2 protein-coding genes and 3 pseudogenes are annotated in these 2881 nt (G+C 66.6%); 1 reads left to right on the top strand and 4 read right to left on the bottom strand.

The window, feature by feature from the left end:
* The first annotated feature begins 796 nt into the window (after nt 1-796).
* On the top strand, nt 797-1075 hold the full coding sequence (locus AC08OO_RS07290) for a transposase (RefSeq protein WP_476609304.1): 279 nt from the start codon (nt 797-799) through the stop codon (nt 1073-1075).
* Nucleotides 1076-1335: 260 nt separating this feature from the next.
* Here the strand turns inward: AC08OO_RS07290 and AC08OO_RS07285 are convergent, their stop codons facing one another.
* From AC08OO_RS07285 to AC08OO_RS07270, 4 genes and pseudogenes are all read right to left on the bottom strand, one after another.
* Nucleotides 1336-1617, bottom strand: a complete 282-nt coding sequence (locus tag AC08OO_RS07285; protein ID WP_476609305.1) for a transposase — start codon at nt 1615-1617, stop codon at nt 1336-1338.
* Between the two features lie 195 nt (nt 1618-1812).
* Nucleotides 1813-1890 (bottom strand): annotated as a pseudogene (locus tag AC08OO_RS07280) (winged helix-turn-helix domain-containing protein); the annotation flags it as partial.
* A 151-nt stretch (nt 1891-2041) separates the two neighbouring features.
* Nucleotides 2042-2215 (bottom strand): annotated as a pseudogene (locus tag AC08OO_RS07275) (helix-turn-helix domain-containing protein); the annotation flags it as partial.
* 73 nt (nt 2216-2288) lie between these two features.
* Nucleotides 2289-2881, bottom strand: a pseudogene (locus tag AC08OO_RS07270) (hypothetical protein); the annotation flags it as partial.

The following is a 2881-nucleotide window of genomic DNA, read 5'->3' as shown; positions in this document are numbered from 1 at the left end:
GGGTGGGGACAACCCCGTCTATATAGAGAAGATGCACGAGACGTTCGTGCGTAACGCGGACATTCTCGCCTACGAGGCGTACTTCCCCGATGCCGTGCCGAACAACGTCCGTTCCTCGTTGGTCGACCCCACCATCAATCCCGCGGCGGCGGCGATGTACCAGCGGCTCTGGGGCTGATCCCTGGGGGCTGATCCCTGCCGGGGCTGACTCGTCCCTGACTGATTCGGTGGCCCGGGCTGCGGGGGTGTCGTAGGACACCGTCTTGCGCGTGGCGGCCGAGCTGGACTCGGGCGACCCGCGCGTTCGCCACCCCGGGCGGCCAGCAACACGATCAGCGCACGCTGCCGGTCCCGCAGTGGGGTCTTATGACCACGAGCGCGTTTCTTCACGGTGGTGCGGACAGCAGTCCCCAGCACGATGGGTACGGCGGTGAAGACGGGCATCTTAGACCCCCGAAAACGACAGGCGTACCGCCCCGAGGGTCATGATCATAGCGACCTGCCTCGGCCGTGCGGCACACTGGGCAGGTCATGCCCACCATCTCGGAACCAGCCAGAAGCCTGATCAAACTGCGGCCGCTCGCCCACGCCGATCAGCGCTGGCCCAGCTCGCCCGGGTTGCGGTCACCTACCGTGGCACCTTCGCCACCACGCCTGCACCAGGCAGCTCGCCAGCACCGATCAGTAAGTTACCAACCATCTATGGTCACGGCTCGGTGGGCGTGGTTTACCTGAAGCGATCCCAATCTCGTAGACACTCGACGTAAAGTCCACTGACTACCAGGAAGATCCAGGGATGGGATCGACGCGGAGAAAGTTCACCCAGGAGTACAAGGACGAGGCGGTCGCTCTCGTCCTTGGTTCGGACCGTACGATCGCCGAGGTGGCGAAGAGCCTTGGGATCAACGAGACGATCTTGGGGTGCTGGGTGAAGAAAGCAAAGGATTCCGACGAGGGCAAGGAGCGGCCGCTATCGGTGTCCGGGCGCGCCGGGTTCGAGGAGCTACGGAAGAAGAACGCACAGCTGCAGATGGACAACGCTTTCTTAAAAAAGTCGGTGTGCCACGAGTACTGAAGGTCGCTTGTTAGCTGAGCGACTGACAGCGGTGCTGCACGAAAGATGAAGGATTGCAGGCCCTTCGGAGCCGCCCTTCGGGGGGTGGGGGGAGGGGAGGAGGAGGCTTCAAGGCGCCCTCTGCCGCGTTGGCTGAAGACCGTCGTGGTGAGTGATGAGGGAAAAGGCGCACGTGATGCGTCAGGTGGGGTCCAGGAAGGTGTTGCATCAGAAGTCCCGCGAGGGATCCACCGCCTGATACTGAGCTTTAATGCGGAGAGTCATGTTGACCACAGCTCCTCCCAGACCAGGCCGGTTTCGGCGAGGAACCCCAACAGCAGCCCGGGCCGGTACTGCAGCCGTTTCAGCCCGTGCTTGACCGCCTGGTGGACATCGTCGAGGGTGCGGGCGGCCAGATTCACCAGCGCGGTGCGCGTGAGCTGTGACCACACCCCCTCCACCGGGTTCACATCGGGCGCGTAAGCCGGCAGCAGCACCGTGCTCACCCAGCCGGCGTGCGCCTGCAGGAACGCGGTCATCTCCGCCTGACGGTGGATGTTCACCCGGTCCCAGACCAGGACCAGCCGGCCGCCGGGGGAACTGGGCGTGCGCGGCGGCCTGGAGGCCCTGGCCCGTCTCGTTGAGGAAACAGACCCAGGCCCCCTGGGCCGCCGCGGTCTTTTTACCGCCGGCCACTCCTGCCGCGTCCAGGTCTCGACCGCGCCGTCGTCGCGTTCGATCGCGTGGCGGGTGGGCAGTTGACATGACCAGCCGTGCCGGTCCACCAGCAGCCACACTCCGGCCAGGGTGTAGGAGACCCCGAACTCCCGTTCGATGACCTGGGCGATCCGGGCCAGGGTCCATCGCTGATCGTCCCAGCCGTACGGTCCCGGGCCGCGGCGCGCGGATCGCCTCCAACCGGGCCAGCTGTCGGTCGTTCAACCGGCACCGTGATCCCGGCCCGGCCGACCGCAACCCGGCCTCACCCCCGGTCTCCCAGGCATGGTGCCAGCGGCTCGCGGTCTTCGGAGTCACCCGGAACTCCCGGGCGACCTCGGCCTGACTCGCCCCCGCCGCGAACCGGCTGGCCGCGGCCAGCCGGACCCGTTCACGGTCCACCTGATCGGCGGGCGTCAACCCGCCACCCGTCGCGTACCTCATACGACTGGCCTACCCGTTGCAAACCCGCAGGTAGACAGGCACAGAAACCCGCCATGACCCCGAAATTTAAAGCTCAGTAGCTGAGGGAGGCGAGGAGGGTGTTGAGGGCCGCACTCTCGGTGGCCTTGTCCGGATTCGCAGCGCGTAGCGCCGTCAGGACGTGGTCGATTTCACCGTCGAGGAAGTGCCAGGCCTGCTCGTTCTTGGGTTCGAGGGTGGGCTGGTCGTCGTCCCAGGCCTTCTCGAGGTCGGTGACCCGGGTGGTCGCGGCTGCCTGGTCGCCCGCGTTGAGCTTCGCGAGGGTGTCAGCGGTGATCGTGCGGAACTTCGCGATCTCAGCTGGAGGGAACGGTGACGTCGCCTGCTCCGGGGTGAGGTCGGCGGTCGCGGGTGAGGGGGTGTCGCCCTCGCCGGCCACAGCCGCGTGCGGCTGCTGGTGCGCCCAGACAAGAAGGGCCGCGGTCGCGACCGCTACGACGACGTAGTAGCCGAGCATGATCCGCTCACGCCCGGGGTTTGCCGCCTGTGGGGTATGGGCGAGGCTATGGGCCTCGATGACGTCGCTGCGGCTTCGCGTGAGGTAGAGGACGGTAGCGAGGATAGCGACGAGGAAGATTACGCTGGTCGCCGCGGTGCCGAAGCCCAGTCCGCCCTGGTCGCTCGGCG

It is taken from the genome of Frankia sp. CeCAU1, assembly GCF_977971845.1.
This window is presented reverse-complemented; position numbering and strand designations above follow the sequence as displayed.